The sequence below is a fragment of the Streptococcus oralis genome, assembly GCF_023109005.1.
GTDB classification, from domain to species: domain Bacteria; phylum Bacillota; class Bacilli; order Lactobacillales; family Streptococcaceae; genus Streptococcus; species Streptococcus oralis_BU.
This window is the reverse complement of sequence record NZ_JALDTU010000002.1, coordinates 227,831-254,100: the sequence shown is the minus strand read 5'-3', so window position 1 is coordinate 254,100 and position 26,270 is coordinate 227,831. Positions and strand designations below refer to the sequence as shown.

General features: G+C 41.1%; 31 protein-coding genes, 1 pseudogene and 1 other annotated feature. Of the genes and pseudogenes, 26 read left to right on the top strand and 6 right to left on the bottom strand.

The annotated features are described in order from the left end of the window. Nucleotides 1-17: 17 nt before the first annotated feature. Entirely contained in the window at nucleotides 18-347 is a 330-nt protein-coding gene (locus tag M1F56_RS03855) for a helix-turn-helix domain-containing protein (RefSeq protein ID WP_247916915.1), read from the bottom strand. Between the two features lie 148 nt (nucleotides 348-495). Between M1F56_RS03855 and M1F56_RS03850 the strand changes: the two genes are divergently transcribed. From M1F56_RS03850 to M1F56_RS03835, 4 genes are all read left to right on the top strand, one after another. Then, on the top strand, nucleotides 496-3,108 hold the full coding sequence (locus tag M1F56_RS03850) for an SEC10/PgrA surface exclusion domain-containing protein (RefSeq protein WP_247916914.1): 2,613 nt from the start codon (nucleotides 496-498) through the stop codon (nucleotides 3,106-3,108). A gap of 56 nt (nucleotides 3,109-3,164) precedes the next feature. Then, nucleotides 3,165-3,578: a hypothetical protein gene (locus tag M1F56_RS03845; RefSeq protein WP_247916913.1), complete on the top strand. Its 414-nt coding sequence runs from the start codon at nucleotides 3,165-3,167 to the stop codon at nucleotides 3,576-3,578. Nucleotides 3,579-3,593: 15 nt separating this feature from the next. Beyond that, nucleotides 3,594-4,163: a hypothetical protein gene (locus tag M1F56_RS03840; RefSeq protein WP_247916912.1), complete on the top strand. Its 570-nt coding sequence runs from the start codon at nucleotides 3,594-3,596 to the stop codon at nucleotides 4,161-4,163. 407 nt (nucleotides 4,164-4,570) lie between these two features. Then, the gene (locus tag M1F56_RS03835; RefSeq protein WP_061588093.1) at nucleotides 4,571-5,173 is read left to right on the top strand and encodes an AbiV family abortive infection protein; all 603 of its coding nucleotides are present in this window, start codon (nucleotides 4,571-4,573) and stop codon (nucleotides 5,171-5,173) included. 43 nt (nucleotides 5,174-5,216) lie between these two features. Here the strand turns inward: M1F56_RS03835 and yidA are convergent, their stop codons facing one another. Both yidA and M1F56_RS03825 read right to left on the bottom strand, forming a co-directional pair. Further along, nucleotides 5,217-6,023, bottom strand: coding sequence for a sugar-phosphatase (yidA, locus tag M1F56_RS03830; RefSeq protein WP_247916911.1), 807 nt, complete (start codon nucleotides 6,021-6,023; stop codon nucleotides 5,217-5,219). A gap of 9 nt (nucleotides 6,024-6,032) precedes the next feature. Further along, the gene (locus tag M1F56_RS03825) at nucleotides 6,033-7,340 is read right to left on the bottom strand and encodes an HD domain-containing protein (protein WP_247916910.1); all 1,308 of its coding nucleotides are present in this window, start codon (nucleotides 7,338-7,340) and stop codon (nucleotides 6,033-6,035) included. Between the two features lie 71 nt (nucleotides 7,341-7,411). Here M1F56_RS03825 and M1F56_RS03820 point away from each other — a divergent pair, with 71 nt between their 5' ends. Further along, the gene (locus M1F56_RS03820) at nucleotides 7,412-7,789 is read left to right on the top strand and encodes a DUF1934 domain-containing protein (RefSeq protein WP_247916909.1); all 378 of its coding nucleotides are present in this window, start codon (nucleotides 7,412-7,414) and stop codon (nucleotides 7,787-7,789) included. Between the two features lie 24 nt (nucleotides 7,790-7,813). Here the strand turns inward: M1F56_RS03820 and M1F56_RS03815 are convergent, their stop codons facing one another. After that, complete coding sequence (locus M1F56_RS03815; RefSeq protein ID WP_247916908.1) at nucleotides 7,814-8,896, bottom strand: DEAD/DEAH box helicase; 1,083 nt, start codon at nucleotides 8,894-8,896, stop codon at nucleotides 7,814-7,816. Then, nucleotides 8,893-9,870: a Gfo/Idh/MocA family protein gene (locus M1F56_RS03810; protein ID WP_247916907.1), complete on the bottom strand. Its 978-nt coding sequence runs from the start codon at nucleotides 9,868-9,870 to the stop codon at nucleotides 8,893-8,895. The genes M1F56_RS03815 and M1F56_RS03810 overlap by 4 nt, the downstream gene beginning before the upstream one ends. Nucleotides 9,871-10,026: 156 nt before the next feature. Between M1F56_RS03810 and M1F56_RS03805 the strand changes: the two genes are divergently transcribed. The 4 genes from M1F56_RS03805 to rpmA all read left to right on the top strand — a co-directional run bounded on the left by M1F56_RS03805 (nucleotide 10,027) and on the right by rpmA (nucleotide 11,915). Further along, entirely contained in the window at nucleotides 10,027-10,722 is a 696-nt protein-coding gene (locus M1F56_RS03805) for a YoaK family protein (protein ID WP_247916906.1), read from the top strand. A 54-nt stretch (nucleotides 10,723-10,776) separates the two neighbouring features. Then, nucleotides 10,777-10,896, top strand: a sequence feature (ribosomal protein L21 leader region). 34 nt (nucleotides 10,897-10,930) lie between these two features. Further along, complete coding sequence (rplU, locus tag M1F56_RS03800; RefSeq protein ID WP_000109141.1) at nucleotides 10,931-11,245, top strand: 50S ribosomal protein L21; 315 nt, start codon at nucleotides 10,931-10,933, stop codon at nucleotides 11,243-11,245. Between the two features lie 15 nt (nucleotides 11,246-11,260). Next, the gene (locus tag M1F56_RS03795; protein WP_000613697.1) at nucleotides 11,261-11,605 is read left to right on the top strand and encodes a ribosomal-processing cysteine protease Prp; all 345 of its coding nucleotides are present in this window, start codon (nucleotides 11,261-11,263) and stop codon (nucleotides 11,603-11,605) included. Between the two features lie 16 nt (nucleotides 11,606-11,621). Next, nucleotides 11,622-11,915: a 50S ribosomal protein L27 gene (rpmA, locus tag M1F56_RS03790; RefSeq protein WP_000916509.1), complete on the top strand. Its 294-nt coding sequence runs from the start codon at nucleotides 11,622-11,624 to the stop codon at nucleotides 11,913-11,915. A gap of 165 nt (nucleotides 11,916-12,080) precedes the next feature. Here the strand turns inward: rpmA and M1F56_RS03785 are convergent. After that, nucleotides 12,081-12,152: pseudogene (locus tag M1F56_RS03785) on the bottom strand (AraC family transcriptional regulator); the annotation flags it as partial. Here M1F56_RS03785 and M1F56_RS03780 point away from each other — a divergent pair. The 17 genes from M1F56_RS03780 (at nucleotide 12,145) to M1F56_RS03700 (ending at nucleotide 26,224) form a co-directional block, all read left to right on the top strand. Beyond that, nucleotides 12,145-13,053, top strand: coding sequence for a LysR family transcriptional regulator (locus tag M1F56_RS03780; protein WP_247916905.1), 909 nt, complete (start codon nucleotides 12,145-12,147; stop codon nucleotides 13,051-13,053). The pseudogene M1F56_RS03785 and the gene M1F56_RS03780 overlap by 8 nt on opposite strands. After that, nucleotides 13,050-13,517 (top strand): signal peptidase II, encoded by a 468-nt coding sequence (lspA, locus tag M1F56_RS03775; RefSeq protein ID WP_213988426.1) that lies wholly within the window; start codon nucleotides 13,050-13,052, stop codon nucleotides 13,515-13,517. Before M1F56_RS03780 ends, lspA begins: the two co-directional genes overlap by 4 nt. Next, nucleotides 13,501-14,400: an RluA family pseudouridine synthase gene (locus M1F56_RS03770; protein ID WP_247916904.1), complete on the top strand. Its 900-nt coding sequence runs from the start codon at nucleotides 13,501-13,503 to the stop codon at nucleotides 14,398-14,400. The genes lspA and M1F56_RS03770 overlap by 17 nt, the downstream gene beginning before the upstream one ends. A 100-nt stretch (nucleotides 14,401-14,500) precedes the next feature. After that, nucleotides 14,501-15,610, top strand: a complete 1,110-nt coding sequence (gene proB, locus M1F56_RS03765) for a glutamate 5-kinase (protein ID WP_247916903.1) — start codon at nucleotides 14,501-14,503, stop codon at nucleotides 15,608-15,610. Nucleotides 15,611-15,619: 9 nt separating this feature from the next. Further along, on the top strand, nucleotides 15,620-16,882 hold the full coding sequence (locus tag M1F56_RS03760) for a glutamate-5-semialdehyde dehydrogenase (protein WP_247916902.1): 1,263 nt from the start codon (nucleotides 15,620-15,622) through the stop codon (nucleotides 16,880-16,882). 3 nt (nucleotides 16,883-16,885) lie between these two features. Continuing rightward, nucleotides 16,886-17,683, top strand: coding sequence for a pyrroline-5-carboxylate reductase (gene proC / locus M1F56_RS03755; RefSeq protein ID WP_247916901.1), 798 nt, complete (start codon nucleotides 16,886-16,888; stop codon nucleotides 17,681-17,683). 118 nt (nucleotides 17,684-17,801) lie between these two features. After that, nucleotides 17,802-18,440 carry a dTMP kinase gene (tmk, locus tag M1F56_RS03750; RefSeq protein ID WP_247916900.1) on the top strand — a complete coding sequence of 213 codons (639 nt, stop codon included), beginning with the start codon at nucleotides 17,802-17,804 and terminating at the stop codon, nucleotides 18,438-18,440. After that, nucleotides 18,437-19,327 (top strand): DNA polymerase III subunit delta', encoded by an 891-nt coding sequence (locus tag M1F56_RS03745; RefSeq protein ID WP_247916899.1) that lies wholly within the window; start codon nucleotides 18,437-18,439, stop codon nucleotides 19,325-19,327. Before tmk ends, M1F56_RS03745 begins: the two co-directional genes overlap by 4 nt. A gap of 36 nt (nucleotides 19,328-19,363) precedes the next feature. Next, nucleotides 19,364-19,681 (top strand): DNA replication initiation control protein YabA, encoded by a 318-nt coding sequence (yabA, locus tag M1F56_RS03740; RefSeq protein WP_000358229.1) that lies wholly within the window; start codon nucleotides 19,364-19,366, stop codon nucleotides 19,679-19,681. A 2-nt stretch (nucleotides 19,682-19,683) separates the two neighbouring features. Continuing rightward, nucleotides 19,684-20,550: a 16S rRNA (cytidine(1402)-2'-O)-methyltransferase gene (rsmI, locus tag M1F56_RS03735; RefSeq protein ID WP_247916898.1), complete on the top strand. Its 867-nt coding sequence runs from the start codon at nucleotides 19,684-19,686 to the stop codon at nucleotides 20,548-20,550. A gap of 143 nt (nucleotides 20,551-20,693) precedes the next feature. After that, nucleotides 20,694-22,028 carry a methylenetetrahydrofolate--tRNA-(uracil(54)-C(5))-methyltransferase (FADH(2)-oxidizing) TrmFO gene (gene trmFO / locus M1F56_RS03730; protein WP_247916897.1) on the top strand — a complete coding sequence of 445 codons (1,335 nt, stop codon included), beginning with the start codon at nucleotides 20,694-20,696 and terminating at the stop codon, nucleotides 22,026-22,028. An 83-nt stretch (nucleotides 22,029-22,111) separates the two neighbouring features. After that, complete coding sequence (gene pyrH / locus M1F56_RS03725; RefSeq protein ID WP_000002996.1) at nucleotides 22,112-22,849, top strand: UMP kinase; 738 nt, start codon at nucleotides 22,112-22,114, stop codon at nucleotides 22,847-22,849. A gap of 7 nt (nucleotides 22,850-22,856) precedes the next feature. Continuing rightward, nucleotides 22,857-23,414: a ribosome recycling factor gene (gene frr, locus M1F56_RS03720; protein ID WP_247916896.1), complete on the top strand. Its 558-nt coding sequence runs from the start codon at nucleotides 22,857-22,859 to the stop codon at nucleotides 23,412-23,414. A 59-nt stretch (nucleotides 23,415-23,473) separates the two neighbouring features. Then, nucleotides 23,474-24,328: a CvfB family protein gene (gene cvfB, locus M1F56_RS03715; RefSeq protein ID WP_247916895.1), complete on the top strand. Its 855-nt coding sequence runs from the start codon at nucleotides 23,474-23,476 to the stop codon at nucleotides 24,326-24,328. Between the two features lie 11 nt (nucleotides 24,329-24,339). Continuing rightward, the gene (locus tag M1F56_RS03710; RefSeq protein WP_247916894.1) at nucleotides 24,340-24,945 is read left to right on the top strand and encodes a GrpB family protein; all 606 of its coding nucleotides are present in this window, start codon (nucleotides 24,340-24,342) and stop codon (nucleotides 24,943-24,945) included. Beyond that, entirely contained in the window at nucleotides 24,942-25,157 is a 216-nt protein-coding gene (locus M1F56_RS03705) for a YozE family protein (protein WP_001232084.1), read from the top strand. The genes M1F56_RS03710 and M1F56_RS03705 overlap by 4 nt, the downstream gene beginning before the upstream one ends. 80 nt (nucleotides 25,158-25,237) lie before the next feature. Next, the gene (locus M1F56_RS03700; protein WP_247916893.1) at nucleotides 25,238-26,224 is read left to right on the top strand and encodes a PhoH family protein; all 987 of its coding nucleotides are present in this window, start codon (nucleotides 25,238-25,240) and stop codon (nucleotides 26,222-26,224) included. Nucleotides 26,225-26,270: the final 46 nt, after the last annotated feature.

Here is a 26,270-nt window from a genome sequence, read left to right as displayed (position 1 = left end):
CCACAAGAATTTGTGGTTTATTTCATTTGTTTTAATATGATGTGAAAAGCGGAAAGAATCTCGTTTTGTTTAATATCTGGTAGATTTTTTAACTCAGTTATTAATTCTGCTATTTCAGGATTTTCATCTTTAGTGGTTATATCAAAGAATGTAGCGATATCGCAATCAAGAGCATCCATCACTTTTTCAAGTGTGTTGATTTTGATATTAGTTTCTAAATGCTCAAGTTTATAAACATAATTTGTGCCTAGTTCAGCTCTCTCTTCAACTTGCTCTTGTGTTAAACCTTTTTTCAGCCTCAAAAGACGAATTCGCTTTGCAATATAGATTCTTAATGATTGTTTCATAGTTTACCTCATATCTTTATACTACAGTTTTTCGTATGAAATATTAACTTCTTAAAAGGTTGCACACAACTTTACAAAGTTGTTTTTGTGTGGTATACTTGAGAAAAAACAACTTTTTAAGGTTGGATTACATAAAAATGGAGAACTTATGAATAATAACAAACTAAAAATTATTCTGACTGGTACAGCAATCACGCTTGCGACAATTGGAACTCCGGCATTCGCTAAAGAGAATACTAGTGCTGTAAATGAACCGGAAATCAATTTAGGAGAGGGAATAAAAGAAGAACTCAAGAAGTCATCAGACGTAAAACCAGCTCTTGATGCTCAAAAAAAAGTTGTAGAAAAAACTAAAGAACAACTTACTGATGCACAAGATAAAGCTAATGAAGCTGACAAGCAAGTGTCTAACGCTCAATCAGAAGTTACTGAAGCTACTGAAGCTGTTAAACACGCTGAAGAAGTTGCTTCTAAAGCTACGCCTGAAAATATTGAAGCTAATAAAGCTGACCAGAAAGCTAACCTTGCTGACCAAAAAGCAAACGAAACAGAAACAGCTAATACTGATGCAAAAATTGCAACTCAAACTGAAGTTGTAAATAAAGCTAAAACAGACGTGTCTAACGCTGAACAAGAACTTAAAGATGCTAACGCTAATGTTTCTGCTAAAGAAGCTCAAGTTCAATCTGCTAAAGATGCAATTTCAGGAACTGGACTTGCTCAAGCTGAAGATAAGCTTGAAGAAGCTAAAGCTGAAACTAAGGGTGCTGAAAAGAATGTTACTCTTGCAAACACAGCATTGACTGATGCTAAGAAAGCTGACGAAAAACGTCAAGAAGCTATTGATAACGCTCAAACAGCTGTTAACGCTAAAACAACTGTAGTTAATGACGCTAAAGGAAAACTTGCTTCAGCTACTACAAAAGCTAATGATGCTACATCAAAACTTTCTCAAGCTAAAGATAAATTTGATAAAGCTACTAAAGCTCTAGATAGCATTGATATTGTCAAAATTCCAGATTTGACTCAATTCAAAAAAGCTATTGCTTCAGGTAACGATGAATTGATGACTAGCACTGGTGCTACCATCTGGGAAAATTCAAAATCAGAATCTTTAATCTCAGAAAGTTCTAAAAACGAACCTGTTGACCTTGATAACTTGACAGATGCACAAAAAGAAGAAATTTCTCATTTGTACATTCAAGGATTGAAGGAAATCCGTGAACAATTAAAAGATAACGGAAAATACTCAGTTGCATCAAAAGAAAGCACAGGTACAACAAAAGAAGCTATTTCACTTGCTACTGAAAGAGCTCAAGCTTACAAAGAACGTGGTCAAAGTCCAGTGACTCACGGTCACATTGGTCTAGGTGTTGAAAACCTTGCAGGCTTAGGTCCAAAAGAATACTTCACATCAATGTATGACTTGAAGAAAGCCGTTGTTGACTCTCTACTTCATACTTCATTTGGTGATGCCCCATCAAAATGGGGACACTTGAAAGCCAACCTTGACTTCTCATCAAAAGTTGGTCTTGATGTTGCAAACATCAATGGTTATTACTGGTTAGTAATTGCTTTCAGTAATAAAGGTACAAACCTTGTAAATCCAAAAGATGCTGAAGCTATTCAAAAAGCTTATGACGTTGCTAAAGCTGAAAAAGATACAGCTCAAACTGCTTCAGAAAAAGCAAATGATGCTCTTAAACAAGCATCTGCTGATTATGCTAGTGCATTAGAACTTAAGACTTCAGCTGAAAAGACATTGGCTGACGCTACTGCTACACCAATTCAAACACAAGTTGCAGAAAACAACTTGCGTCTTGCAAAACTTGCTCTTGAAAGTGCACAAAAACGTCAAGCTGAAGCTCAAAAAGCAGTTGATAACTTCTCAGCTGACCTTGCTTCTAAGAAACAAGCTCTTGATGATGCTAAATCAGCTCTTGAATCAGCTCAATTAGTTAAAGAACAAAAAGTTCAAGCTCTTACTGATGCTAAAACTGAACTTGCTAAACAACAAAGCAAACTTGAAAATCTTCAAGCTCTAAAAGCCAAATTGGTTGAAGAAAAAGACCGTTTGGTTACAGAATCTAAAGCTCTTGCTGAAGAATTAAAAGGTTATGTTGACAGTTCAGAAAGGCTTGCACAAACAAAAGCAGAGCTGAAAGAAAAAGAAGCAAAACTTCTTGAAGTTAAAGAAAAAGCAGAAAATGCAAAGAATAAAGTTAGTGCTATTACTACAAAACTTGTTGAGGAGCAAGCAAAACTAGCTAAGCTTCAAGATACGTTTGATAAGCTTCAAGATTTAGAAGAAAAATCAAAACACAACAACGTTACAAAATTATCAGATGGAACAATTGTTGCTGTTCCTAAAGACACCCCTATTTCTGAAGAGCGTCCTGAAATTGATATTAAAGCACTAAAACAAGCTATTGCATCAGGTAAAGATGTTGAAATTGTTGACGGAAAAGTTGTTGTACGTGATACAAAACAAATTAGTGTTGAACATCCAAAAACAAGCAATGATAAATCGAAGCAGACTTACGCAAGTGATAAAAATGTTACTATTGACAACACATGGAATGTTATCGTAAAGGGTCAAGCGTACACAAGTCAGCAACAAGCATCAAGTAAGCCGACTTATTCGAGAGTTGAGCGTGCGAAAACATTACCGGACACAGGTGAACATGACAGTTGGTTAGCTATACTTGGTGTAACGATTCTATCTGTTATTTGTGCAGTAGGAAGCAGAAAAAAGAATTAATTAGTGGATAAATTAGGTAAAAATTAAAGATAATTACATATTAAAAAGAGGTTAAAATGAATGAGATAAAAGAATTTATTATGAAAGTTGTTAATTGGTTTAAAGAACTTTCAAAATTAAAGCAGATAATAGTAGTAGGGATAGCAATAATATCTGTGATATTTGCTGGTAGCTTTTTAATCAAGAATGACTTGGACGGAAGTTATTCTGCCGAAAAAGATGGAATTACTATAGTAGTGTCAATACATGGTAACGAAGGCAATCTGGTAATGATTGAAGGTGATGAAAAACATGAGGGAAAAATTGAAAAGATTAATTCAGCTACAAAAACTTTCACATTAAAAGACCCGGATAGGGACTTGACTACAGAAATGACTTTTAAGAAGGAAGGTGACATTTTAAGACTTTCTGATGGTAGCAGTGATGATGAATTGATATTAATCAAAAATAGAAGACTTAAAAATCAATAAGAAGAAGGAATTATTATGAAATATAAAAATATTTTAATTGGTACAACAATTTTAGGGCTTATTACTTTTTTACTACCGGTTGTCACTGGTCGAGATATGTCACTTGCTCCGATTAACCGAGAGGTTGCTAGCTATTTACATGCTCGTTCTCCACTGATTTTGTTTATTGCATGGTATGGAGCATTTTCAATTACTTTAATATTATCTTTAGTCAATATTAAATCGATAATCTTTAGTAGAATCAGATTTGTAATTATCATATTGTTAAATATTTATACTATCGCTGTACATTTAGCAATCACAAGTGAATTATTAGGAAGAACGGGAGCGTTAGGTTTTGGAGGAATAATTTATTATCTTAGCGCTGTAGCAAATATATTTGTATGTATTTTACTTTTTAAAGAAGGTGGAATAAATATAAAGAAAGAAGATTTAATGAATATAGCTCAAAAAGGAGTAACAGTTGGGAAAACAGCAGCAAATGTAGCTACGACTGTTGCTAAAACAGCGGTTTCTGAAGTAAAGAAAGAAATTGATAATCATAAGTCAAATTCTGATGAGAGTCAACAATCAGAAGAAAACTAAAGGCTGGGATTTTGAGAACTATAAATTTTAAATTACGATAGTTAGATAAACAACAGTTTTGTTAGTTGATAGATAATAAAAATCTTCTTACTTTTTCGAGTAAGAAGATTTTTAATGCGCAATATAGTTATTGGTCAACTTTTGGTCAACTTCTCAATTTTCAATACTAACTAGCGTGTGATAATATCTTGATTTAATCGTTTCTTTGTTATTTACTTTAACTTATTTTAACGCAAGTTTGTATGCAGGGGGCATATAAATTATTGATTTTACTAGGGGTTTGAGGTGTTTCGCCCCAAATCCGCCCCTAAATTACAAGAATTATATAAAGTGTCGATGTAGAATCGATAAGCAACTGCTAGAAGTACTTTAACAAAATATCATGGATTATAAAATTTGGAGTAATAATGGTTGATAAAGATTGTTATTTTGATAAGATAGAATCTATCTTAAACGGATCTAGCAATTTTTATATTTCTTCAACTGAACAATTGAATAAATGTTTAGATCATGTTGTTCAGTTGATTTCGGATTCATATGTTTTATATATAAATGATTCATATACCTCCTCATCTTTTTTAGCTATTAGTGTGTTGGAAGAGGTTGGAAAAATTCAAATGGGAATATTTATTAAAGGTTCAGATTCCTATATGAGAAAAGATAAATTAAGAGATCATAAGTCTAAACAAATTGTAGGTGCGAGTCACACTATTTGTATTGGCGAAAGGATTAAAAATTCAATTTCTAATGAAAATTTGGAGAAGATTTTTAAATTTATTTATTCTGGTGAATTAAAAGATTTAAGAGAAAAAGCAATTTATTGTGATAGAAAAAATAACAATATTGTGACACCAAAAGATTTAATTACTCAAGAACTTGCAAGAAATCTACTTTTATTTGCGATAGAATCATTTGATGATAATCTGGTGGGATGGACAGATCACTCAATCGAGTTATCAAAGAAAACTGATTTATTTTTTGAAACTATTGCTAATTCTAAGATGAAATAGATAAAAACCGCTCAGCTGAGCGGTTTTCATATTTTATCATACTTTACAATACCCACGTACGAATAGCATGAGCAACGCCGGATTCATCATTTGTTTTAGTGATGTATTTGGCGATTTTTTTGAGTTCTGGATTTCCATTTTCCATGACAACAGGATTACCAACGACTTCCAGCATGGCACGATCATTTTCCTCGTCACCAATCGCCATGGTTTCATCTGTGGTCAATCCGAGTTTTTCAGCTAGGTGAGTGATGGCTGAACCCTTGTCTACATTCTTTTTAAGGAGTTCGAGGTAAAAGGGAGCTGATTTGTTAATAGAGTAGCGCTCGTAAAATTCGGCTGGAATCTTTTCAATCGCAGCATCGAGGATTTCTGGTTCATCGATAAACATACACTTGACGATTTCCTTGTCAGCCATTTCTTCGGGAGTACGGTAGAAAATGGGCATGCTGACGAGGGTTGATTCGTGCACTGTGTATTTTCCGATATTGCGATTGGCAGTATAGATACCGTCCTTGGTAATAGCGTGCATGTGAACACCGAGCTTGCGACTGAGAAATTCCATATCGAGATAATCCTCATAAGTCAGGGATTCGCTGATAATCTCATGGCCAGTAGCAGTCTCTTGGACAAGGGCACCGTTGAAGGTTACAACATAGTCTCCCTCATCTCTCAACTGCAAGTCGTCCAGAAGTTTGGCAACACCTGCGATAGGACGACCCGTTGCAATGACGACTTTGACACCAGCTTGTTTGGCATCTTGGATAGCAGAAAAGACTTCCGGAGTGATCTCCTTTTTACTGTTAACTAGGGTACCATCGATATCGACGGCGATTAGTTTAATACTCATAAATTTCCTCTATTCGTTCTTATTTGGGGTAAAATGATCGTTCTCAATCAAGTGTAAAAATTGCTGGGTAATGCTTGCGAAGATGCTGTTTTGATCTAACATTTCTTTTGGGAAATAGAAACGATTATCTCCGTGGCGACTGCCAGCAAGGGATTGGACGATAGGAGACAGGCTAGAGAGTTCTGCCAGCTCCCCATTTTTTTGTAAAATTTCAATCTGAGTCCGTGGATTTTCAGATTCGGGACGATAGATATCATAAGGGAGGTCAAAGTTCTTATGAATAGCAGTGTAGTAGTCTGGATCAAAACCGATTTCTTCAACCAGTTGTCTCATGATTGCGAGTTGGTCTTGGTCTTCTTGGGAAAAGGTAATGGATTTAAAGACCTTGCGGTTGACAAAGCGTTGCGACAAGTCAGCGAGAATCTTGTCAGGACTGGTCATCCAGAGCTGGAAGTAGGTATTCATCACGCCATCATCCAGAGCCAGATAGTCAGATAGAGTAACTTTTTTTTCAAAAAAAGGTAGCAAATGAGGAGAAGTTCGTGAAAAGAAGTCCTTGTCCTCAGGATAGAGTTCTTTGGCGCGCTTGAGAAGATTCTGTAGGAGAACTTCCATAGCCCGAGTTGCTGGGTGGAAATAAACCTGCATATACATCTGATAGCGACTGAGGACATAGTCTTCGATGGCGTGCATACCATTGCGCTGAAAGGCGATGCCATTTTCGACAGGACGAATGACTCGGAGAATGCGAGTCAGGTCAAATTCCCCATAAGATGCTCCTGTATAATAGGAGTCGCGCAAGAGATAGTCCATGCGGTCTGCATCAATCTGACTGGAAATGAGCTGTACGACCTGCTTGTTAGGGTAGGTATGATCGATGACACTGGCTACCTTCTCCGGAAAATCGGGTGCTACTTGTAGCAGAACTTGGTGAATCTCTGTCTCAGGACTTTGGATGATTTCCTGGGTAATAGCTTCATGATCTGTATAAAAGAGATGTTCAAAAGTATGGGAGTAGGCACCATGCCCGAGGTCATGAAGGAGTGCAGCAGTCATGGTTAAGAGAGACTCAGCAGGATCCCATTCTTCAGGATATTTTTCTTCAAAAATCTCCGTGATACGTCGTGCAATCTCATACACTCCAAGACAATGGGAGAAGCGACTGTGCTCCCCACCGTGGAAGGTATAACTGGAAGTTCCTAGTTGCTTAATACGGCGTAGACGTTGAAATTCCTTTGTATTGATCAAGTCATAGATGACCTGGTTGTTTACATGGATGTAGTTGTGAACTGGGTCACGGAATACTTTTTCGTTCATATGACCATTATAGCAAAAAGCTAGAGTTTTTGGTAAAATAGTAGGACAAGAGACAAGAAAGAGGACCTGATGTGAAGATTCGGATGCGAAATACGATTCAGTTTGATGAGCAGTTGGAAGTCATTGACCAACTCTATGACGTGGAAGTGCGTGAAAAGGGAGATTATCGCTATCTGCTTTTTTACAATGAGGAAAAGGAAAAAGTGGTTCTCAAGTTTCATGAAGAAGAACTGGTGATGACCCGTTTCTCGAGTCCCAAAACCATCATGCGTTTTCTAAAGGCTAGTGATAGTTTGGCCTATATTCCCACACCAATGGGGATGCAGGAATTTATCATTCAAACGAATCACTACAAACTGGATGAGCAAAAGATTGAGCTCGCCTATCAACTGCAAAATCAAGAGGGACAACCCTTTGCCAGCTATCAATTAGAAATTACTTGGGGATAAGAAAAAGGTTGGCGAATGCCAACCTTATTTGATATAGAGTTCTTGATTTTTTAGAACAATTTCACGTACACTTGTAAACTTCTTGAGTTTTTTAAGTTCTTCAGGATGGGTTACCAGAGTGATAACATAGCCCTCTTTGCCCATGCGACCTGTACGGCCAGCACGGTGAGTGTAGGTTTCCATATCTCTAGGAACATCAAAGTTTACGACACATTCTAGACTATCGATATCAATCCCACGTGCCAAAAGGTCTGTTGCAAGGAGCAGGGTCAACTGTTTGTCTTTAAACTTTTCTAAGATGACTTTTCGAAATTTAACATTGACATCGCTAGCGAGGGAGACAGCCAAGATATCCCGATACTGTAGTTTTTCTTCTGCACTTCCAAGATCTGATAGGCTATTAAAGAAAACTAGTCCGCGGAAATCCTCTACATGAGCCAGCTTTCGTAGCATGTCCACTCGGTGACGTTGGTCTACCTGCATGTAGAAGTGCTGGATGTTGTCCAGTTTTTGATCAGAAAGATCAATGGTGCGCGTGTTTGGTGCAATCTTTTCTTGGTCAAACTTGGTCGTCGCACTCATGTAGATGAGTTGGTGGTCACGAGGTGCGTAGTGGGTGATTTTCTCAACAAAGTGAATCTGAGAATCATCGAGCAATTGGTCAAATTCATCCAAAATGATGGTTTCCACATTCATCATCTTGATTTTTTTCAATTTAATCAACTCAAAGATACGGCCAGGTGTTCCAATCAGAATTTCTGGTCCTTTTTTAAGACGTTCAATCTGACGTTTCTGACTGGAACCTGATAAGAAGAGCTGAGCTGTTAAACCAATGGCTTCAGCCCACGTTTTACACACGTCAAAAATCTGTCCAGCTAGTTCTGTATTTGGTGCTAGGATCAAGAGTTGTTGGGCTTTTTTCTTTTGTAGTCTGAGAAGACTTGGGAGTAAATAAGCGAGGGTCTTACCAGTTCCTGTTGGGCTCACTCCCAGAAGGTTTTCTCCAGCAAGAATGGGCTCAAATAGTTGAGTTTGAATGGGGGTAAATTCTTGGAAACCGAGTTGGTCGCTCAATTCCTGCCATTCAGTGGGTAGTTTGGTTTTCATTTTTCTGCCTCAAATCTAATGCCAGCAGTCTGGCGCATAGTGTATAATAGCTCATGAATAGAACTTGCATCATCCAGCCAAGTCTGGTAAAGTTTTTGGTCTGGCTGCTGGATCATGTGTGCAAATGCAGCAACTTCCTCAGTCATTGTATGAGGAGCCTGTTTGATAGGGAGTTGAACTTGATTTCCTTGGTGGTTAGTAAAAATAGCTGAGCGGATATGCTCAATCGTGTTGAGGGTCAAGGTTCCATCTGCTGTGTAAATCTCACAAGGAAGATTGGAAGTGATGTTTTTCCCAGCTTTGATATGAACTTGAAAGTCAGGGTAGAAGAGGATACCGTCTCCATTTAGGTCAATGCTATTGTCAAGCTGTTGAGCTTGATAAGTCGCGTCTTGAGCCTTTCCAAAGAGGCGGATAGCAGCATAGAGAGGATAAATCCCCAAATCCATAAGTGCTCCACCAGCAAAACGATCTGAAAAGACATTTGGCGTCTGCCCAGCCAATAAGTCAGGCATCTTGGAAGAATACTTGGCATAGTTGAAATCAGCTCCCCAAATTTGCTTATCTGCTAAAAAGTTTTTGATAGTAGTAAAAGCTTCCTCGTGGTAATTACGAGCTGCCTCAAAGATAAAACAGTGATTTTTCTCAGCTGTTTGCCTTAAATCTAGCCATTCTTGTGGCTGAGTGACAGCTGGCTTTTCAAGAATGACGTGCTTACCAGCAGACAAGGCAGCCTTGGCTTGAACAAAATGCAAGGAGTTTGGACTGGCGATATAGACTACATCAAAGGAAGACTTAAAGAAGTCTTCTAATTGATTAAAGAGTTGGATATCCTGATACCGAGAAGCAAAGGTTGCGGCTGTTTCTAGCTTTCGAGAATAGACTGCGACCAGCTGGTATTCTCCACTAGCATGGGCTGCTTCTATGAAATGATGGCTGATAGCGCCTGTTCCGATGACACCTAATTTAAGCATAGATACTCCTTTTCCGATTTTAAATCCTTCCTTCATTATAACATAGAAAAGAAGGACTATCCAACAGATGGTAAAAATTTTCAAATGGACTACGCATTTCTTGGAGAAAGTGGTACAATATTTAGATAGGTAGATGAAATGAAAAGGGGGGAGAAAATGAGATTATTACCAATAAGAAAAATATCACGTCAGTCTAAGAGGCTAGCGCTTTTTTTGACTTTTTGCGCAGGATATGTAGATGCTTATACCTTTATCGTGCGAGGAAATACCCTTGTGGCAGGACAGACTGGGAATGTGGTTTTTCTATCAGTAGGACTCATTCAACACAATGTGTCAGATGCCAGTGCTAAAGTAATGACCTTGCTAGCTTTTATGATGGGGGTCCTTTTATTAACTGTCTATAAGGAAAAATTGAGAATTGTTAAAAAGCCAATTTTGTCCGTAATTCCACTTGCAGTCCTGTCCCTAATTATTGGCTTTGTGCCGCAAACTGTAGAGAATATCTATCTCGTACCGCCATTAGCCTTCTGTATAGGACTGGTGACAACTGCTTTTGGAGAAGTATCAGGGATTGCCTATAATAATGCTTTTATGACCGGGAATATCAAACGAACCATGTTGGCTTTTGGAGATTATTTTCGGACCAAGCATACGCCTTTCCTACGAGAGGGCTTGATTTTTGTTAGCTTGCTTAGCAGTTTTGTCTTCGGAGTTGTTTTTTCAGCTTATTTGACGATTTACTATCAGGAGAAGACAATTCTAGGTGTTCCTCTTATGATGAGTATCTTTTACTTCAGTATGCTTTTTGCTTCTTGGAGAAAAAAAGGAGAGAAAAAACTTAATTTTAATTGATTTTACTTGTAAGAAAAAAGAAGATATGCTATAATCGAAGAGTTGACTATGCACAGTCCTGTGCAACCGCACGAACATCGTTGCTCATCGTATACAAAATTTAAACTTTGTTATACTTAGAGCCTTTCTTTTAAGTGGTTCGTCCCACGATGCTAGGCGAGTCTTCACAAAAATACGGGGAAACCCTAAAAATCATAGGAGGTGCATAATGAGCACATACGCAATTATCAAAACTGGCGGAAAACAAGTTAAAGTCGAAGTTGGTCAAGCAGTTTACGTTGAAAAATTGAACGTTGAAGCTGGTCAAGAAGTTACTTTTAACGAAGTTGTTCTTGTTGGTGGTGAAAACACTGTTGTCGGAACTCCACTTGTTGCTGGAGCTACTGTAGTTGGAACTGTTGAAAAACAAGGAAAACAAAAGAAAGTTGTTACATACAAGTACAAACCTAAAAAAGGTAGCCACCGTAAACAAGGTCACCGTCAACCATATACAAAAGTTGTCATCAACGCGATCAACGCTTAATTTTAAGGAGAACACATGATACAAGCAGTCTTTGAGAGAGCCGAAGATGGCGAGCTGAGGAGTGCGGAAATTACTGGACACGCCGAAAGTGGCGAATACGGCTTAGATGTCGTGTGTGCATCGGTTTCTACGCTTGCCATTAACTTTATCAATTCCATTGAGAAATTTGCAGGCTATGAACCAATCTTAGAATTAAACGAAGATGAAGGTGGCTATCTAAAGGTTGAAATACCAGCGGATCTTCCTTCGCACCAGAGAGAAATGACGCAGTTATTCTTTGAATCATTTTTCTTAGGTATGGCAAACTTATCGGAGAACTCTTCTGAGTTCGTCCAAACTAGAGTTATCACAGAAAACTAACACGGAGGAAAACATTATGTTAAAAATGACTCTTAACAACTTGCAACTTTTCGCCCACAAAAAAGGTGGAGGTTCTACATCAAACGGACGCGATTCACAAGCGAAACGTCTTGGAGCTAAAGCAGCTGATGGACAAACTGTAACAGGTGGATCAATCCTTTACCGTCAACGCGGTACACACATCTACCCAGGTGTAAACGTTGGACGTGGTGGAGACGATACTTTGTTCGCTAAAGTTGAAGGCGTAGTACGCTTTGAACGTAAAGGACGCGATAAAAAACAAGTTTCTGTTTACCCAATCGCAAAATAAAAAGGTCCAGTGAACCTTTTTATCCCGAGCCTTAAAATGAAAAGGCGAGGAAGCTAGAAGTAGCATAAAATCAGGCTTTCCGAGTTTTCGGAGAGCCTATTTTTTTGTTTTGATACCTATAATTCTTTGTTACTAGTGTAGATGAATTTTATGAGTGGCATTATTTTTCCTAGGTGGAAAATTTCTAAAATATGGTATAATGAACAGATAGAGAAGTTGGGGGTAAAAGATGAACATTCAACAATTACGCTATGTTGTGGCTATTGCCAATAGTGGTACTTTCCGTGAAGCTGCTGAAAAGATGTATGTTAGTCAGCCAAGTCTATCTATTTCTGTGCGCGATTTGGAAAAAGAGTTAGGCTTTAAGATTTTCCGTCGGACGAGTTCGGGAACGTTTTTGACCCGTTGTGGTATGGAATTTTATGAGAAAGCGCAAGAATTGGTCAAAGGCTTTGATGTTTTTCAAAATCAGTATGCCAATCCTGAGGAAGAAAAGGATGAATTTTCCATTGCCAGTCAGCACTATGACTTCTTGCCACCAACCATTACGGCCTTCTCAGAACGTTATCCTGACTACAAAAACTTCCGTATTTTTGAATCAACTACTGTTCAAATCTTAGACGAAGTAGCCCAAGGACACAGTGAGATTGGGATTATCTACCTCAACAATCAAAATCAAAAAGGAATTATGCAACGGGTTGAAAAGCTTGGTTTAGAAGTTATTGAACTAATTCCTTTCCAGACTCATATTTATCTTCGTGAAGGGCATCCTTTAGCACAGAAGGAGGAATTGGTCATGGAGGATTTAGCGGATTTACCAACGGTTCGTTTTACTCAGGAAAAGGATGAGTACCTTTACTATTCAGAGAACTTTGTCGACACCAGCGCGAGCTCCCAGATGTTTAATGTGACCGACCGTGCTACTTTGAATGGTATTTTGGAGCGAACGGATGCCTATGCGACTGGATCTGGATTTTTAGATAGTGACAGTGTCAATGGAATCACAGTCATTCGTCTCAAGGATAATCTAGATAATCGCATGGTCTATGTCAAACGGGAAGAAGTGGAGCTTAGTCAAGCTGGGACTCTTTTCGTTGAGGTTATGCAAGAATATTTTGATCAAAAGAGGAAATCATGAAAAAAAGAGGAATAGTAGCAGTCATTGTACTGCTTTTGATTGGGTTGGATCAGTTGGTCAAAAATTATGTTGTCCAACAGATTCCACTGGGTGAAGTGCGTTCGTGGATCCCCAATCTCGTTAGCTTGACCTATCTGCAAAATAGAGGAGCAGCCTTCTCCATGCTGCAAGATCAGCAGTGGTTATTTGCTGTTATTACACTGGTCGTTATGGTGGGAGCCATTTGGTATCTACATAAACACATGGAGGATTCTCTCTGGATGGTTTTTGGACTGACTTTGATAATCGCGGGAGGTCTGGGCAACTTTATCGACAGAATGAGTCAAGGTTTTGTGGTGGATATGTTTCACCTAGACTTTATTAACTTTGCGATTTTTAATGTGGCTGATAGCTATTTGACAGTTGGTGTCATCGTTTTATTAATTGCAATGCTCAAAGAGGAAGTAAATGGAAATAAAAATTGAAAGAGGTGGGGTGCGCTTAGACAAGGCTCTGTCGAACCTGACAGAATTGTCACGCAGTCTCGCTAATGAACAAATCAAGGCTGGGCAAGTTTTGGTCAATGGCCAAGCCAAGAAAGCAAAATATACTGTCCAAGAGGGGGATGTCGTAACTTACCATGTTCCAGAACCAGAAGTTTTAGAGTATGTGGCTGAGGACCTTCCACTCGAAATTATCTACCAAGATGAGGATGTAGCCGTCGTTAACAAGCCTCAAGGGATGGTGGTTCATCCCAGCGCAGGTCATACTAGCGGAACCTTGGTCAATGCCCTCATGTACCATATCAAGGACCTATCAGGTATCAATGGGGTTCTCCGACCGGGAATTGTTCACCGTATTGACAAGGACACGTCTGGTCTCCTCATGATTGCTAAGAATGATGAGGCCCACTTAGCACTTGCCCAAGAACTCAAGGATAAGAAGTCTCTACGTAAATACTGGGCGATTGTTCACGGCAATCTGCCAAATGATCGTGGTGTGATTGAAGCGCCGATTGGTCGGAGCGAAAAAGACCGTAAGAAACAGGCTGTAACTGCTAAAGGGAAGCCAGCTGTGACTCGTTTTCAGGTCTTGGAACGCTTTGGAGACTATAGTTTGTTAGAGTTGCAACTGGAAACAGGGCGTACCCATCAAATTCGTGTTCACATGGCTTATATCGGTCATCCAGTCGCAGGTGACGAGGTCTATGGTCCTCGCAAGACCCTGAAAGGACATGGACAATTTCTCCATGCTAAGACTCTAGGCTTTACCCATCCGAGAACAGGTGAGACCTTGGAATTCACAGCAGATATTCCAGAGATTTTTAAAGAAACGCTGGAAAGATTGCGTCAAACTGAGAATAGATAAAAGAGTTGAGATAGCTGTCTCAACCTTTTTCATTTCAAGTCTTTTCTATTTTAAAGCATTCATGTTATAATGGATAAATATGAAGAATCGGAGTGAGAATATGAACTACAAACGAATCGTCTTTAAGGTGGGGACTTCGTCCTTGACAAATGAAGACGGGAGTTTATCAAGAAGTAAAGTAAAGGCAATTACCCAGCAATTGGCTATGCTACATGAAGCTGGACATGAGTTGATTTTGGTGTCATCTGGGGCAGTTGCCGCTGGATTTGGAGCTTTGGGTTTTAAAAAGCGCCCGACCAAGATTGCAGATAAGCAAGCTTCGGCAGCGGTAGGCCAAGGATTGCTGCTAGAAGAGTACACAACCAACCTCCTCATGCGCCAAATCGTCTCTGCGCAAATCTTGCTGACACAGGATGATTTTGTAGATAAACGTCGTTATAAGAACGCCCACCAGGCTTTGTCTGTATTGCTTCATCGTGGAGCCATTCCAATCATCAACGAGAATGACAGTGTCGTTATTGATGAGCTCAAGGTTGGGGACAATGATACTCTGAGTGCTCAGGTAGCGGCTATGGTACAAGCAGATCTCTTAGTTCTCTTAACGGATGTAGACGGTCTCTATACTGGAAATCCCAACTCAGATCCAAGAGCTAAACGTCTTGAGAAAATCGAGACTATCAATCGTGAGATTATTGATATGGCTGATGGAGCAGGTTCGTCTAATGGTACAGGTGGCATGTTGACTAAGATCAAGGCGGCTACGATCGCGACGGAGTCGGGTGTGCCAGTCTATATTTGCTCCTCCTTGAAATCAGATGCCTTGATTGAGGCAGCGGAGGAGACCAAGGACGGTTCCTTCTTTGTCGCGCAAGAGAAGGGCCTTCGTACTCAGAAACAATGGCTAGCCTTCTATGCTCAAAGTCAAGGAACGATTTGGGTAGATGGTGGAGCTGCAGAAGCACTTTCAAAAAACGGAAAAAGTCTCCTTTTATCAGGCGTGGTAGAAGTGGAAGGGAACTTCTCTTACCATGATATTGTTACAGTAGCAGATAAAGAAACAGGTCAATCTCTTGGAAAGGGACGTGTTCAATTTGGTGTCTCAGCCCTAGAAGATATGCTCCGTTCTCAAAAAGCTAAGGGAGTCTTGATTCACCGTGATGACTGGATTTCCATCACTCCTGAAATCCAGCTGCTCTTTACAGAATTTTAGAGGTGAACGATGGTAAGTACACAAGAACAATTTGAACAGGTACAGGCTGTTAAAAAGTCAATCAACACAGCTAGTGAAGAGGTGAAAAATCAAGCCTTGCTAGCCATGGCTGATCACTTATTGGCAGCTACTGAGGAGATTTTAGAGGCCAATGCCCTTGATATGGCAGCTGCCAAGGGGAAAATCTCAGATGTCATGCTGGATAGTCTTTATTTGGATGCAGGTCGAATCCAGGCCATGGCAAGAGGGATTCGTGAAGTGGTTGCTTTACCAGATCCCATTGGTGAAGTCCTAGAGACAAGTCATCTTGAAAATGGCTTGCTTATTACCAAGAAACGTGTGGCTATGGGTGTTATCGGTATTATCTATGAAAGCCGTCCAAATGTGACGTCTGACGCGGCTGCCTTGGCTCTCAAGAGTGGAAATGCGGTTGTCCTTCGTAGTGGTAAGGATGCCTATCAAACAGCCCATGCTATTGTCACAGCCTTAAAGAAGGGCTTGGAGACGACTACCATTCATCCTGATGTGATTCAACTAGTAGAAGATACCAGCCGTGAAAGTAGCTATGCCATGATGAAGGCCAAGGGTTATCTAGACCTTCTCATTCCTCGTGGAGGTGCTGGCTTGATCAATGCTGTGGTTGAAAATGCTATCGTACCTGTTATCGAGACAGGAACTGGAATTGTCCATGTCTATGTGGACAAGGATGCCGATGAAGACAAGGCTATGTCTATCATCAACAATGCTAAAACCAGTCGTCCTTCTGTCTGCAATGCTATGGAGGTTTTGCTGGTTCATAAAGACAAGGCAGCGGATTTCCTTCCTCGCTTGGAGCAAGTTCTGGTTGCAGATAGAAAAGAAGCTGGGTTGGAACCAATTCAATTCCGCTTGGATGAAAAAGCAAGTCAGTTTGTTTCAGGTCAAGCAGCTGGGGCTCAAGACTTTGACACCGAGTTTTTAGACTATATACTAGCTGTTAAGGTCGTGAGCAGTTTAGAAGAAGCGGTTGAGCATATTGAAGCTCACAGTACCCATCATTCGGATGCCATTGTGACAGAAAATACTGAAGCTGCGGCTTACTTTACAAATCAAGTAGACTCAGCAGCGGTTTATATCAATGCCTCAACGCGTTTCACTGATGGTGGGCAATTTGGCCTTGGATGTGAAATGGGGATTTCTACTCAGAAACTGCATGCGCGTGGTCCAATGGGCTTGAAGGAATTGACCAGCTACAAGTATGTGGTTACTGGTGACGGACAGATAAGGGAGTAAGAGATGAAGATTGGATTTATCGGCTTAGGGAATATGGGAGCTAGTTTGGCCAAGGCTGTCTGGCAGGCCAAGACGGGTGAACAGATTCTCCTTGCCAATCGCAGTCAAGCAAAAGTAGATGCTTTCATCACCAACTTCGGTGGTCAGGCTTCCAGCAATGAAGAAATTTTTGCAGAAGCAGATGTGATTTTTCTAGGAGTTAAGCCTGCTCAGTTTTCTGAACTGCTTGCTCAATACCAGTCTATCCTTGAAAAGAGAGAGAGTCTTCTTTTGATTTCCATGGCGGCTGGATTGACCTTGGAAAAACTAGCGAGTCTTCTGCCAAGTCACCACCGAATCATTCGCATCATGCCCAATACTCCAGTAGCTATCGGCCAAGGAGTGATTAGTTACGCCCTGTCAGCAAACTGTCGTGTTGAGGACAATGGTCTGTTTTGTCAGTTATTAGCCAAGGCCGGTCTTTTGGTTGAGCTGGGAGATGGCTTAATCGATGCGGCGACAGGTCTCGCAGGTTGTGGACCAGCTTTTGTCTATCTCTTTATCGAGGCTTTGGCAGATGCGGGTGTACAGACAGGATTGCCAAGAGAAATGGCCTTGAAAATGGCAGCCCAAACAGTAGTCGGCGCTGGACAAATGGTCCTCGAAAGTCAACAACATCCTGGAGTATTGAAAGACCAAGTTTGCAGCCCAGGAGGTTCGACAATCGCTGGTGTAGCAAGTCTGGAAGAACATGCCTTTAGAGGCACAGTCATGGACGCAGTTCATCAAGCCTATAAACGAACACAAGAACTAGGTAAATAAGAGGTTGGATGACTATCAACCTCTTTTATGGTCGATTGAATGGAGAAGAAAAAAAGATTGTCACAAAAACCTATTTTTTTGATAGAATAGAAGGTAGAAAAAAAGAAATGAGTTAGACATGTCAAAAGGATTTTTAGTCTCTCTTGAGGGACCAGAGGGAGCAGGGAAGACTAGCGTTTTAGAGGCTCTACTCCCCATTTTAGAGGAAAAAGGAGTAGAGGTACTGACGACCCGTGAGCCAGGTGGAGTCTTGATTGGGGAGAAGATTCGTCAAGTGATTTTGGACCCAAGTCATACTCAGATGGATCCTAAAACAGAGCTCCTTCTCTATATCGCAAGTCGCAGACAGCACTTGGTGGAAAAAGTTCTCCCTGCTCTTGAAGCTGGTAAGTTGGTCATTATGGACCGCTTCATCGATAGTTCCGTTGCTTATCAGGGATTTGGCCGTGGCTTGGATATTGATGCCATTGATTGGCTCAATCACTTTGTGACAGATGGCCTCAAACCTGATTTGACACTTTATTTTGACATTGAGGTGGAAGAGGGGTTGGCTCGCATTGCTGCAAATAGTGATCGCGAGGTCAATCGTTTGGACTTGGAAGGTTTGGACTTGCACAAAAAAGTCCGTCAAGGCTACCTTTCTCTTCTGGAAAAAGAAGGAAATCGTATTGCCAAGATTGATGCGAGTCTTCCTTTGGAGCAAGTTGTGGAAGCTACCAAAACTGTCTTGTTTGAGAGAATGGGATTGGCAAAATGAAACAAGAACAACTAAAGGCTTGGCAACCAGACCAGTTTGACCGCTTTGTCCGTATCCTAGAACAAGATCAGCTCAATCACGCCTATCTCTTTTCAGGTTTCTTTGGAAGCTTGGAAATGGCGCAGTTTTTGGCTAAGAGCCTCTTTTGTAGGGATAAAGTAGGCGTTCTACCATGTGAGAAATGCCGAAACTGCAAGCTGATTGAACAGGAAGAATTTCCCGATGTTACCTTGATTAAGCCAGTCAATCAGGTCATCAAGACAGAACGCATTCGAGAATTAGTGGCTCAGTTTTCCCAAGCAGGGATTGAAAGTCAGCAACAGGTCTTTATTATCGAGCAGGCGGATAAAATGCATCCCAACGCGGCTAACTCTCTGCTCAAGGTCATCGAAGAACCTCAGAGTGAAGTTTACATTTTCTTCTTAACTAGCGATGAGGAAAAAATCTTGCCGACAATCCGTAGTCGGACCCAGATTTTCAACTTTAAAAAGCAAGAAGAAAAGCTCATCCATCAATTAGAACAAGCAGGTCTCGTTAAGAAAAAAGCGACTCTTTTAGCCCAGTTTTGTCAATCACGAGCTGAAGCTGAGAAATTGGTCAATCAGGCTAGCTTTTGGACCTTGGTGGATGAGAGCGAACGCCTGCTGACCTGGTTACTAGCTAAGAAAAAAGAGAGTTATTTGCAGGTAGCCAAATTAGTTAGCTTGGCAGATGACAAGGAAAAACAAGATCAGGTCTTGCGAATCCTCGAAGTCCTCTGTGGACAGGACCTCTTGCAAGTAAGGATTCAACAGATTTTACAAGATTTGCTAGAAGCTAGAAAAATGTGGCAAGCCAATGTCAGCTTTCAAAATGCCATGGAATATCTGGTCTTGAAAGAAATATAAACTCAATGAAGAATAAAGAAAGGAAAGGGCTGGTTTATGGATAAGAAAGAATTATTTGATGCGCTGGACGATTTTTCCCAACAGTTATTGGTGACCTTGGCCGATGTTGAGGCTATTAAGAAAAATCTCAAGAGCCTAGTAGAGGAAAATACAGCTCTTCGCTTGGAAAATAGTAAGTTGCGCGAACGCTTGGGCGAGGTGGAAGCAGATACACCTGTTAAGGCCAAGCATGTTCGTGAAAGCGTCCGTCGAATCTATAAGGATGGGTTTCACGTATGTAATGATTTTTATGGACAACGTCGAGAGCAGGATGAGGAATGTATGTTCTGTGACGAGTTGTTATACAGGGAGTAGGCATGCAGATTCAAAAAAGTTTTAAGGGGCAGTCTCCCTATGGCAAGCTTTACCTAGTGGCAACGCCGATTGGCAATCTAGACGATATGACCTTTCGTGCCATCCAGACCTTGAAAGAGGTGGACTGGATTGCAGCTGAGGACACGCGCAATACAGGGCTTTTGCTCAAGCATTTTGATATTTCCACTAAGCAGATCAGTTTTCACGAGCACAATGCCAAGGAAAAGATTCCTGACTTGATTAGTTTTCTGAAAGCAGGACAAAGTATTGCTCAGGTCTCCGATGCGGGTCTGCCTAGCATCTCTGACCCTGGTCATGATTTAGTCAAGGCAGCCATCGAGGAAGAGATTGCAGTTGTAACAGTTCCGGGTGCCTCTGCAGGGATTTCGGCCTTGATTGCCAGTGGTTTGGCGCCACAGCCACATATCTTTTACGGTTTCTTACCGAGAAAATCAGGCCAGCAAAAGCAATTTTTCGACTTGAAAAAAGATTATCCAGAAACTCAAATTTTCTACGAATCGCCCCATCGTGTGGCTGATACGCTGGAAAATATGCTAGCAGTTTACGGTGACCGCTCGGTGGTCTTGGTGAGAGAATTGACCAAAATCTATGAAGAATACCAACGAGGAAAGATTTCTGAATTGCTAGAAAGCATCGCAGAAACGCCGCTAAAGGGAGAATGCCTTCTCATCGTTGAAGGCGCCAGTCAGGATGTGGAAGAAAAAGACGAGGAGGACTTGTTTTCAGAAATCCAATCTCGTATCCAGCAAGGCATGAAGAAAAATCAAGCTATTAAGGAAGTTGCGAAACTCTACCAGTGGAATAAAAGCCAACTCTACAGTGCCTACCACGACTGGGAAGAAAATTAAGAAAATGACTAAACAGGGAAGTTTGCCTTCTTCCCTTTTTTTGTTATACTAGTAAAAGAAAAATTAGAAAGATTTGTGGGTGTCAAATAGTCTAGTAGCTTGTTTTTTTGGACCTAGTTTTCACCCAAAGAGGTATTAGTGTCGTGTCTCAATCTTATATCAATGTTATCGGAGCAGGTTTGGCAGGTTCTGAAGCTGCCTACCAAATCGCAGAACGTGGTATTCCAGTTAAACTCTATGAAATGCGTGGTGTCAAGTCAACACCTCAGCACAAAACAGACAATTTTGCAGAGTTGGTTTGTTCCAATTCTCTTCGTGGCGATGCCTTGACTAATGCTGTTGGGCTCCTCAAGGAAGAAATGCGTCGCTTGGGTTCTGTTATCTTGGAATCAGCAGAAGCTACACGTGTTCCTGCAGGCGGAGCCCTGGCGGTGGACCGCGATGGTTTCTCTCAAATGGTGACCGAGAAAGTAGCCAACCACCCCTTGATTGAAGTGGTGCGTGATGAAATTACAGAATTGCCAACTGATGTTATTACAGTTGTCGCTACTGGTCCTTTGACCAGCGATGCACTAACTGAAAAGATTCATGCCCTTAATGACGGCGATGGTTTCTATTTCTACGATGCGGCAGCGCCTATTATCGACGTCAACACCATTGATATGAGCAAGGTCTATCTTAAGTCTCGTTATGACAAGGGAGAGGCGGCCTACCTCAATGCGCCTATGACTAAGCAAGAGTTCATGGATTTCCATGAAGCTTTGGTCAATGCGGAAGAAGCACCGCTGAATTCGTTTGAAAAAGAAAAGTACTTTGAAGGTTGTATGCCAATCGAAGTCATGGCTAAGCGTGGCATTAAAACCATGCTTTATGGCCCTATGAAACCAGTTGGTCTGGAGTATCCAGATGACTACACAGGCCCTCGTGATGGAGAGTTCAAAACACCGTATGCAGTTGTCCAGCTTCGTCAGGATAATGCGGCTGGTAGTCTCTACAATATCGTTGGTTTCCAGACCCACCTCAAATGGGGAGAACAAAAGCGTGTCTTCCAAATGATTCCAGGTCTTGAAAATGCTGAGTTTGTCCGTTATGGGGTCATGCACCGCAATTCCTATATGGATTCACCAAATCTTCTCGAGCAAACCTATCGTTCTAAGAAACAGCCCAACCTCTTCTTTGCTGGTCAAATGACGGGTGTCGAAGGCTATGTTGAGTCAGCAGCTTCAGGATTAGTGGCAGGTATTAACGCTGCTCGTCTCTTCAAGGGAGAAAGCGAGGCTATTTTCCCAGAAACGACAGCGATTGGAAGTCTTGCCCATTACATCACTCATGCAGATAGCAAACATTTCCAACCAATGAATGTCAATTTTGGGATTATCAAGGGGTTGGAAGGAGAGCGTATCCGTGATAAAAAAGCTCGTTATGAAAAAATTGCAGAGCGTGCTCTTACCGACTTAGAGGAATTTTTAACGGTCTAATTTTTTTCAAAGAATTGCTCATGATACTATAAAAATCTTAGAAATTGTGATAAAATAGGTAGGATAAAAAAAGGAGAGTAAAAATGGCGAATCCCAAGTATAAACGTATTTTAATCAAGTTATCAGGTGAAGCCCTTGCCGGTGAACGTGGCGTAGGGATTGATATCCAGACAGTTCAAACAATCGCAAAAGAGATTCAAGAAGTTCATAGCTTAGGTATCGAAATTGCCCTTGTTATTGGTGGAGGAAATCTCTGGCGTGGGGAACCTGCTGCAGAAGCAGGAATGGACCGTGTTCAGGCAGATTACACTGGAATGCTTGGGACCGTGATGAATGCTCTTGTGATGGCAGATTCATTGCAACAAGTTGGTGTCGATACGCGTGTGCAAACTGCCATTGCGATGCAACAAGTGGCAGAACCTTATGTACGTGGACGTGCCCTTCGCCACCTTGAAAAAGGCCGTATTGTTATCTTTGGTGCTGGGATTGGTTCACCTTACTTCTCAACCGATACAACAGCGGCCCTTCGTGCAGCTGAAATCGAAGCGGATGCCATCCTTATGGCTAAAAATGGCGTAGACGGTGTTTACAATGCCGATCCTAAAAAAGACAAGACAGCCGTTAAGTTTGAAGAATTGACCCACCGTGACGTTATCAACAAAGGTCTTCGTATCATGGACTCAACTGCCTCAACCCTCTCTATGGACAACGACATTGACTTGGTTGTCTTCAACATGAACCAACCAGGCAACATCAAACGTGTCGTATTTGGTGAAAATATCGGAACAACAGTTTCAAACAATATCGAAGAAAAGGAATAAGAAAATTATGGCTAACGCAATTGTAGAAAAAGCTAAAGAGAGAATGGCCCAGTCTCACCAATCACTTGCTCGTGAATTTGGTGGTATCCGTGCCGGTCGTGCCAACGCAAGCTTGCTAGACCGTATCCACGTAGAATACTATGGAGTCGAAACTCCTCTTAACCAAATCGCTTCTATTACCATTCCAGAAGCGCGTGTCTTGTTGGTAACACCATTTGACAGGTCTTCTTTGAAAGACATCGAACGTGCCTTGAACGCTTCTGATCTTGGTATCACCCCAGCTAATGACGGTTCTGTGATCCGCTTGGTTATCCCAGCTCTTACAGAAGAAACCCGTCGTGACCTTGCCAAAGAAGTGAAGAAGGTCGGTGAAAATGCTAAAGTGGCTGTCCGTAACATCCGTCGCGACGCTATGGACGAAGCTAAAAAACAAGAAAAAGCAAAAGAAATCACTGAAGACGAATTGAAGACTCTTGAAAAAGATATTCAAAAAGTAACAGACGATGCTGTGAAACACATCGACGACATGACTGCCAATAAAGAAAAAGAACTCTTGGAAGTCTAAAAATAAACAGAAAAACTCAGTTGGCATTGCTGGCTGAGTTTTATTCGAAAGAAGGAAATATGAATACAAATCTTGCAAGTTTTATCGTTGGACTCATCATCGATGAAAATGACCGTTTTTACTTTGTGCAAAAGGATGGTCAGACATATGCTCTTGCCAGGGAAGAAGGTCAACATACAGTAGGGGATACGGTCAAAGGTTTTGCCTATACAGATATGAAGCAGAAACTCCGCCTGACAACCTTAGAAGTGACTGCCACTAAGGATCAATTTGGCTGGGGAACGGTAACAGAAGTTCGTAAGGACTTGGGTGTTTTTGTCGATACCGGTCTGCCTGACAAGGAAATCGTAGTGTCACTTGATATTCTCCCTGAGCTCAAGGAACTATGGCCTAAGAAGGGTGACAAACTCTACATCCGTCTTGAAGTGGACAAGAAAGACCGAATCTGGGGACTCTTGGCTTATCAGGAAGACTTCCAACGTCTGGCTCGTCCTGCTTACAATAACATGCAGAACCAAAACTGGCCAGCCATTGTTTACCGTCTCAAGCTGTCAGGAACCTTTGTTTACCTACCAGAAAATAACATGCTTGGTTTCATTCACCCAAGTGAACGCTACGCAGAGCCACGTTTGGGGCAAGTTCTAGATGCGCGTGTCATCGGTTTCCGTGAAGTAGACCGTACTTTGAACCTCTCCCTCAAACCACGTTCCTTTGAAATGTTGGAAAATGATGCCCAGATGATTTTGACCTACTTGGAAAGCAATGGCGGTTTCATGACCTTGAATGATAAGTCGTCTCCTGAGGACATCAAGGCAACCTTTGGTATTTCTAAAGGTCAGTTCAAGAAAGCACTCGGTGGCTTGATGAAGGCTGGCAAAATCAAGCAAGACCAGTTTGGGTCAGAGTTGATTTAGGCCTTATAGACATGATAAAGAAACTTGAAGAAATGAGTTTAGAGGAACTCTGGCAACTTTTTCCTATTTTTCTAGTAGAGCACAAGTCAGAGTGGAAAGACTGGTATGAATCGGAAAAAACAAATCTGAAAAAAATATTGGGCGCGAATGTTATTAAAAGAATAGAACATATCGGTAGCACTGCTATCCCTAATATTTGGGCCAAAAATATCGTTGATATTCTGTTAGAAGTAGGTAGAATAGAGGATTTAGCAAGAGTTAGAGATTTATTGGTGAAGAATGGTTGGCTAGTGATGTCGGAGAGTCCTACCAGGATTTCGCTAAATAAAGGATATGCAGAGCAGGGATTTGCTGAGAAAGTTTTTCATCTACATTTGCGAATGACGGGAGATCATGACGAGATTTATTTTAGAGATTATCTCTGCCAGCATCCAGATATTGCCCAAGCGTATCAGGAATTAAAACTAAGTTTGTGGAAAAAATTTGAACACAATCGAGACGCCTATACAGATGCTAAAACAGATTTTATAAACCACTACGTTTCAGAGGCTAAGTCCAGTAATTTTCAAGAATCAGAAAAGTGTCATCAAAAAACTCTTGATAGGAGAAAGAATTGAGAAAATCATTTTACACTTGGCTCATGACTGAGCGCAATCCTAAAAGTAATAGCCCCAAAGCCATCTTGGCAGACCTCGCTTTTGAAGAGTCGGCTTTTCCAAAACACACGGATGATTTTGATGAGGTGAGTCGCTTTTTGGAGGAGCATGCCAGCTTCTCTTTTAACCTAGGAGACTTTGACGCCATCTGGCAAGAATACTTAGAACACTAGAGACAATGAGATGAGGCTAGTATTTTATTGTTCTCTTTGCTATAATAAAAAGAAATAAACGGATTAGAGAGGTTCTTTATTTGAAGGAACATTCAATAGACATTCAACTGAGTCATCCAGATGACTTGTTCCATCTTTTTGGTTCCAATGAGCGCCATCTTCGTTTGATGGAAGAAGAGCTCGATGTGGTGATTCATGCCCGTACGGAGATTGTCCAGGTTTTGGGAGAAGAGTCTGCCTGTGAGGAAGCACGTCAGGTTATTCAGGCTTTGATGGTCTTGGTAAATCGTGGAATGACCATTGGCACGCCAGATGTGGTGACTGCGATTAGTATGGTCAAAAACGATGAAATTGACAAGTTTGTCGCCCTTTACGAAGAAGAAATTATCAAAGACAATACTGGGAAACCGATTCGTGTCAAAACCTTGGGTCAAAAGCTTTATGTGGACAGTGTCAAACAGCATGATGTGACCTTTGGAATTGGGCCAGCAGGGACGGGGAAGACCTTTCTTGCAGTGACCTTGGCAGTAACGGCCCTTAAACGTGGGCAAGTCAAGCGGATTATTCTGACTCGACCAGCAGTCGAAGCAGGTGAGAGTCTTGGATTTCTTCCGGGAGATCTCAAGGAGAAGGTAGATCCTTATCTTCGACCAGTTTATGATGCCTTGTATCAGATTCTTGGCAAAGACCAGACGACTCGTCTCATGGAGCGTGAGATTATCGAAATCGCGCCCCTTGCCTACATGCGTGGTCGGACCTTAGATGATGCCTTTGTCATTCTCGATGAGGCGCAAAATACGACCATCATGCAGATGAAGATGTTCTTGACGCGTTTAGGTTTTAATTCTAAGATGATTGTCAATGGAGATATCAGCCAGATTGACCTACCACGTAACGTCAAGTCTGGTTTGATTGATGCCCAAGAAAAGCTCAAGAACATTCACCAAATCGACTTTGTTCATTTTTCAGCCAAGGATGTGGTTCGCCATCCAGTTGTCGCTCAGATTATCCGAGCCTATGAACCAGCTCCAGCTAAAAATGAAGATAAGAAGGAAGAGACAGAATAGCAAAAGAAGAGCAGTTCCATTTGAACTGCTCTTCTTCTTTTTAATG